Genomic DNA, 5,435 nt, shown 5'->3' with positions numbered 1-5,435 from the left:
GCGGGCGTGGCCCCCGCGCCCGCCGATGCCGGACAATAGGAGTCATGGCCGCCACCTCTCACAGCTCTCTCGCCTCCCCCGCCTCCCTCTCGGAACACCAGCCTCCGATGGGCCTGCGCGAGCGCAAGAAGCTCAAGACCAGGATCGCGATCCGCCGGGCGACCTACAGGCTGATCGTCGAGCAGGGGTACGAGGCGACGACCATCGAGCAGATCGCGGAGGCGGCCGAGGTCTCGCCCTCGACCGTCTTCCGCTACTTCCCGACGAAGGAAGACATCGTCCTGACCGACGAGTACGACCCGGTCATGGCGGCGCTGTTGCGCTCCCGGCCTGCCGGTGAACCTCCGCTGGAGTCCATCCGGTTCATCCTGGACGAGGCGACGCGCGCCATGATGAGCACCGACTACGACGAGGTGATCCAGCGCACCAGGCTGATGGTCGAAGTCCCGGCCGTCCGGGCCAGGATGACCGAGACCATGTCGTCGACGGCCAAGCTGCTCACCGACGCGCTGGTGGAGCGCACCGGCAGGGACGCGGACGACTTCGAGGTGCGGATCTTTGTCGCCGCCGTGCTGGGCGCCCTGCGGGAGATCACTCTCTACTGGGGAGAGCGCGGCAGTCAGGACGATCTGAGCGCCCTGATCCACCGCGCTCTGGACAACCTGGCGGCCGGTCTGCGGCTGTGACGGGCGGGACGACGGTGTGACGAGCCGCGCCGAACGGACAGGACCTACCGCAGCCGCGCCGTGATCGTCTTCGGGCGCTGGTACTCGTGCAGCGCCAGCGTGCTCAGGTCCGTACCGTGGCCCGAGGAGCCACGCCCGCCGTGCGGAAGCTCCGCCGTCTGGACGAGATGGCAGTTGAGCCAGGCCTCGCCCGCGTTCAGCCGTCCGGCGAGGTCCAGTCCCGTCGGCAGATCACGCGTCCAGACACTCGCGGCGAGCGCCTGCGGCACACCGTTCGCCAGGGCGAGCGCGTCCTCGACCGTGTCCGCCGCCTGGACGGTGAGCAGCGGGCCGAAGACCTCCTCCACCACCGCGGGATCGTCGTCGGGCAGATCGGCGAGCACACGCGCGGGCCGCCAGAAGCCGCCCTCCTCGCCTTCCCCGAGGGCCAGTTCGCCGGTCGCGGTCACCTTCGCGGCGGAGGCGCCGATGATACGGTCGTAACGCGCCGCCTGGTCCGCGTTGTTGAGCGGACCGAAGTCCCGGCCCGCGCGGCGTTCGCGCATCGCGTCGGAGAGCAGGGCGACGGCGGACTCGTAGTTCTCGCGGAGCGTGATCACCCGCGCGGGCACGGCGCAGCTCTGGCCGGCGTTGTACGTGGTCGCGGCGGCCAGCTCCGTCCAGGTGTCCTCGGGCGCCTCGGGCAGCACGACGACCGGACTGTTGCCGCCCAGTTCCAGACTGACGCGCCGGGTGCCCGCCCGCGCCGTCACATCGGCTCCGGCGAGCGCGCTCCCGGTGAAGGCCACCATGTCCACCTCGGACGCCACCAGCAGCCGGCCGGTCTCCCGGTCGCCCGGCACCGTCCGTACGACCGACTCGCCGAGCGCCTCGCGGGCGTGCTCGGCGAGCAGGATCAGCGAGTCGGGCGTCGTCTCGGCGGGCTTGACCACCACCGTGTTCCCGGCGGCGAGCGCGGGCGCGCACCGCCACGTCGCCATCATCAGCGGGTAGTTCCACGGCACGACCACACCGACGGCACCGAGCGGCTCCCAGCGCACCCAGCTCTCATGGCCCGCGACAAAACTTCCTGCGGCCGGCGCCGCCTGCGTACGCGCCGCCCAGGCGTAGAAGCGGAAGAGATCCGCCGCCTGCTCCACCTCACCGGCCGCCTCCTCGGCAGGCTTGCCCGTACCGGCCCGCTCCAGCCCGGCGTACTCGTCGGCGTGCTCCTCGATCAGCCCGGCGAGACGGTCGAGCCGCCGTGACCGTTCCCTCGGAGTCAGCGCCCGCCAGCCGGTGAAGGCCCGGCGTGCCGCGCCGACGGCGTCGGCGATCCGCTGCTCCCGGGCGACGGGAAAGTCGCCGCGTATCCGTCCGGTACGGGGGTCGGTGAGCGCGAGAGCGTGCAAGGGAGCCTCCATCAGCGAATGTCGTAGGCGCGCGATCAGCGGATGTCGTAGGCGCGCAGCCACAGTTCCAAGGTGAGTACGAGCCACAGCTTGCCGCCCTGTCTCGGCAGCAGCGCGCCCTCGCCGCGCATCCACGCGCGTACGGTGTCCTGCCGGAAGAGCCCTCGGGCGCGTGCCTCGCGGCCCAGCAGCAGATCGCCCGCCAGCTCGCGCAGCGGTCCGCCGAGCCACTGCTGGACCGGTACGCGCATCCCGCTCTTGGGCCGGTCCACGACCGTGCCGGGCAGCAGATCCCGTACGGCCTCCTTCAGCACCCACTTCTCCACCGCGCCGTTCAGCTTCCACCGAGGCGGAGTGGCGAAGGCATGGTCCACCACGCGGCGGTCGAAGAGCGGCGCGCGGCCCTGGAGCGACTGCGAGGCGGTGAGCCGTTCGACCTTGGTGAGGATGTGATGGGCGCCCTTGGTCCGCAGATTGCAGTGCAGGAGCTGGTTGAGGAGATGGTCCATCCGGCCCTCGCGCGCCTCGGGCCGCAGATACGGCGTGACGAAGCGCTCGGGCCGTGGCGCGGTGGCGAGGGCGTCGAGCGTCTCCGGTGTGAGCAGCTCGGGAAGATCGGTGTAGCACTTGCGGTACGAGCGGAGATACGTGGTCTCACGCGCGGCCCTGCCCGGGTCGCCGGTCTCACCGGCCTCGCCGGAAAACGCCGCCATCTCGTCACGGTGCATCTCGTGGACCAGCATGGGCAGGTTCTTCGGCCCGCCGAACACCGGATCGCCGCCCTCGCCGTTGAGCACGACCCGTAGCCCGTCGCCCGCCACGGCCTCGGCGAGCATCAGATTGGGCACGGTCAGCGGATCGCCCACCGGGCTGTCGAGCAGCGCGGCGGCCTCCGCGAGCCGGGCGGCCACGGCGTCCCCGGACACCGTGAGCACCCGGTGGCGGGTGTGGCAGTGTGCGGCGACCAGGCCCGAGTAGCCCAGTTCATTCGGAAGTTCGTCACCGAAGCTGATGGAGTACGTGTGCACGGGATGGGCGTGCAGCTTGGCGGCGAGCGCGGTCACCAGCGAGCTGTCGACACCGCCGGAGAGCAGGACGCCCACGGCCTCGGCCGCCGGCAGCCGGCGCGCGGTGGCCTCCTCCAGCAGTTCGCGCAGCCGTAGCGCGTAACTCGACGACGAGGCGCCGTCGTTCTCGATCCCGTCGTTCTCGATCAGCTCCTGCGGCTCCCAGTAGTGCTCCTCCGCCAGGCTCCCGTCCGCCGCGAGCCGCAGACACCGGCCCGGCAGCACTTCGCGTACTCCGCGCAGGAGTGTCTCCTCGCCCGGGAGATAGGCGAAGGTCAGGAAGGAGCGTACGGCGGCCAGTTCGAGGCCGGTGCCGAGCGCGGGCCAGCGGCGCAGGGCCCGCAGCGAGGTGGACGCGGCCCAGCAGCCGGCGGCGCGGGCGTAGAAGAGAGTGCGGGCGCCGACATGGTCGCGGATCAGGACCAGTGCGCCGTCCTCGTGCACGGCGAGCGCGAACATGCCTTCCGCCGCGCGGATCCCGTCCGTACCGAGCCGTGCCCAGCAGCGCAGCAGCAGCTCTCCGTCGGGGCAGTCGGGCGGCGCGGGCGCGCCGGCCATGGCGAGGGCGGCGAGCAGTTCGGGCCGGTTGTGGAGAGTGACCTCGCCAACGGCGGTGCGGCCGTACGCGGTGAACGGGCCCGTTGCATGGCCCGGTTCATCCTCGATCAGCGCCAGCGCGGGCCCTTCGGGACGTACGGAGGCGCCCGTCGCCGCCAGTTGGTCCCTGGCGTGCCCGGGATCCGCCGCCAGGAAGGCGCTGAACCTCGCCATGGTCACGCTCCTTGTGCCTTGTGCCTTGTGCCTCGCGGGATACGGCTTGTCCGCTGCCGCTCAGCCGAAGTCGTCGTCGCTCCAGCTACCGCCGTCGTCGGAGTTCCAGCCGTCCCCGGAATCCCAGTCGCCGCCGTCGCCGCCATCGCCGCCGGTGTCACCGCTCGTGTCACCGCCACCGCCGTCGCCGCCGCCGGAGGAGCTGCTCTGGGCCTGCTGCCGCAGCTCTTCCTCCTCCTCCGGGCTGAGGCTCACCGGCGGATACTGCGCGGCCGTGACGGCCAGCGTCGCCAGACCGAGTCCGCCCAGCAGGACACCCATGCGCCCCCCGAACGAGGTCCTGTTGACCAGGACCGTTCCGTCCTGGCCCCAGACCGTACGGCCGTAGCCGATGTCCCGGCCGTACACGACGCTGCCGTCCGCGAACTGCCGTTTGACGATCCGCTGCCCGAGCAGCTCGTCGGTGCCGGAGGCGCCCCGGTTGTCGTGCCAGCGCACGGTCGTACCGCCCTCGCGCCGCCGCCACTCCTCGCGCCCGTCCTCGTACCGCCGGTGGACGCTCCGGTCGGCGAGCAGCTCATCTCTGTACGGAATTTCGCGTGGCCGGTTCATCGCCTCTTGTCCTTATATCGCCGGGCCGGTCCTTATATGGCCGGCCGGTCCGTCGGCCAGGTCATGAAACCGGCCGTACGCAGCTCGCGCAGACCGGTCCACAGGGAGTGGCTGGGCATTCTCGGTCCGCGTACCACGCGCAGGACCGTACGGAGCAGCCGCGCCGGAGGGACGGACTCCACCTCGGCGAAGCGCCCGCCGGCGAGCCAGTCGCGCTCGCGCGGTTCGAGCGCGGACGGCAGTGCCTGCGTATCGTCGTGGCCGTCGTCCGGCTGGGCGGGCGCCGGGCCGTGCGGTGAGACCAGGTGCAGAGCGGCGGCGTGCCGAGGTACGAGGCCCATCGAGGCGACCCGTACACCGGGACCGCCAGCACCGGCGACATCGGCGCGTACCCGCGCGGTGAGGGCGATCCCGGCGGTGCTCGCGTCGTGCAGGACATGCACGGTGGCGCCGTCCACCCGGCCGAGCCCGGCGACAAGCCGCGGATCGAGCGGCAGACCGTCGGCGGCGAGCACCGGGCAGGCGCCCTCCAGATGGATGTCGTTGGCGAGCAGCATCCGGGCCACGGAGCGGCTCTGACAGACGAGCAGCCTGGGCAGCCCGTAGTCGTAGAGGTCGGGCTCCTCGGGCTGAGCCGGTGCCGGTCGCTGCGGCTGCGGCTCTGCCCGTACGGTACGGGCCTCCGGCACAGGCCCCAGCAGCCCGGGCACCTCGCCGTACCGCCGCAGCGCCTCCTCGAACCGCTCGTACCGTACGGGTGGCGCCGGAGTGAGCGGAATCCGGCGCGGCACGGTGTGCAGCGGGCGCAGGACACGGCACATCTCGTAGTAGAGCTGACGCTCGGTGAACCGGATACGCGCCGGCGCGCCCGCGCGGGCCACCGCCGTGGCGAGTGCGCGGTCGAGGAG

5 protein-coding genes are annotated in these 5,435 nt (G+C 72.1%); 1 reads left to right on the top strand and 4 read right to left on the bottom strand.

Annotation, left to right across the window (positions count from 1 at the left end; genetic code table 11):
* The first annotated feature begins 44 nt into the window (after nt 1–44).
* Nucleotides 45–686, top strand: coding sequence for a TetR/AcrR family transcriptional regulator (locus GA0115259_RS34275; RefSeq protein ID WP_093604136.1), 642 nt, complete (start codon nt 45–47; stop codon nt 684–686).
* Between the two features lie 44 nt (nt 687–730).
* On the opposite strand, the gene GA0115259_RS34270 is transcribed toward GA0115259_RS34275, so the two are convergent.
* The 4 genes from GA0115259_RS34270 to GA0115259_RS40835 form a co-directional block, all read right to left on the bottom strand.
* Nucleotides 731–2,077, bottom strand: a complete 1,347-nt coding sequence (locus GA0115259_RS34270) for an aldehyde dehydrogenase family protein (RefSeq protein WP_256098274.1) — start codon at nt 2,075–2,077, stop codon at nt 731–733.
* Nucleotides 2,078–2,112: 35 nt separating this feature from the next.
* Nucleotides 2,113–3,915 carry an asparagine synthetase B family protein gene (locus GA0115259_RS34265; protein WP_093604132.1) on the bottom strand — a complete coding sequence of 601 codons (1,803 nt, stop codon included), beginning with the start codon at nt 3,913–3,915 and terminating at the stop codon, nt 2,113–2,115.
* A gap of 60 nt (nt 3,916–3,975) precedes the next feature.
* A complete protein-coding gene (locus GA0115259_RS34260) occupies nt 3,976–4,527 on the bottom strand; it encodes a hypothetical protein (RefSeq protein WP_093604130.1) in 552 nt (183 codons plus the stop codon).
* Nucleotides 4,528–4,559: 32 nt separating this feature from the next.
* A partial coding sequence (locus GA0115259_RS40835) for a hypothetical protein (protein WP_107469352.1) occupies nt 4,560–5,435 on the bottom strand: 876 nt, incomplete at its 5' end.

Origin of the sequence: Streptomyces sp. MnatMP-M17 (assembly GCF_900091995.1) — a bacterium.
In the GTDB taxonomy this organism is placed as follows: domain Bacteria; phylum Actinomycetota; class Actinomycetes; order Streptomycetales; family Streptomycetaceae; genus Streptomyces.
Note: the sequence above shows the minus strand (reverse complement) of the source record. Positions and strands in the feature narration are given on the sequence as shown.

Coding starts and splice junctions, on each gene's coding strand:
- GA0115259_RS34275 (WP_093604136.1), top strand. CDS start 45: ATGGCCGCCACCTCTCACAGCTCTCTCGCCTCCCCCGCCTCCCTCTCG.
- GA0115259_RS34265 (WP_093604132.1), bottom strand. CDS start 3,915: ATGGCGAGGTTCAGCGCCTTCCTGGCGGCGGATCCCGGGCACGCCAGG.
- GA0115259_RS34260 (WP_093604130.1), bottom strand. CDS start 4,527: ATGAACCGGCCACGCGAAATTCCGTACAGAGATGAGCTGCTCGCCGAC.